Below are 1070 nucleotides of genomic sequence, written 5' to 3'. Positions count from 1 at the left end.
ATTTGTTTGATCTGCTATATCTCTTATTATTACGATGATATTTTTTATCTCTTCGGATTGTCTTGTTACATCTTCTGCTTTTTGACTTATTGCATTCATTGAGCTAGACATTTGTTCAACTGCAGCTGCAGATTCTTGAAGTGAGTTTGCTTGTGTGCTAGCACCTTGTGTAAGCTCTTTCATAGCTTCAGCTAGAGTTGTAGCTTTTTCTTCAAGTAGCTGTGCTTGGCTTAAATTTGAGTTTAGCATAGAGCAAACTACCTCGCCCATATTTGATACTCCAAGCATCATAGCCTTTAGATCAGCCTCTAGCTCTTCGTTTATCTCAACCTTTGCTGTAAAGTCATTTTTAGTATATGAGCTAAGAACATTTGTTATGCCCTTTAAATTTGCTGAGATAGATGTAAAGAATTTATTTAGTAGCTCTTTTAGCTCATTTAGCGATGGGTTGTTTGGAGTTGAGCCTATCTTTGCTCCAAGGTTTCCTTTGATCATTAAATTTGCTACCTTATTTAGCTCATCTATCATAGTGCTATCTTTTTTGATGCCAGCTACGACTTTATCGATGTTTTCATTTATGGCTTTACTCATCTCGCCAAATTCATCATTTGATCTTACCTCTAGCTTGCTTGGTGCTTTTGCTTCGTAAGTTACAAATTTAAATACATCATCAAGCTTAGACTGGATAGTTTTTATAGGGTTAAGGGACTTTTTAAGTAAGAAATAGACAAATGCTGAGAGGATAACGATAAATAACACTGCTAGGATTAGTTGGATCTTTAGGAGGGGCAAAGTATTTGACGTAAATACATCTTTTTGCATAGCAGATATAGCCAGCCAGCCACGATCGTTTAGTTCTATAAAGTCAGCATATAGGTCTTCACCTTTTAAATTTTTATATAGTATAAGACCATTCTCGTCAAAATCCTTTGCTTTGTATCGCTCGATTAACTTTTTGGTTAGTTTAGGGGCTGTATTTATTATATTTTTATCAGGGTGGATGATGATCTTACCATCTTTATCTGCAACAAAAGCATAGCTATAATCAGTCTTGCTGATACTCATGATCT

1 pseudogene is annotated in these 1070 nt (G+C 35.2%); it reads right to left on the bottom strand.

Annotation, left to right across the window (positions count from 1 at the left end):
* A pseudogene (locus tag CYP05_RS00220) lies at positions 1-1070 on the bottom strand (methyl-accepting chemotaxis protein); the annotation flags it as partial.

Origin of the sequence: Campylobacter concisus, assembly GCF_002913545.1 — a bacterium.
Taxonomy (GTDB): domain Bacteria; phylum Campylobacterota; class Campylobacteria; order Campylobacterales; family Campylobacteraceae; genus Campylobacter_A; species Campylobacter_A concisus_AV.
This window is presented reverse-complemented; position numbering and strand designations above follow the sequence as displayed.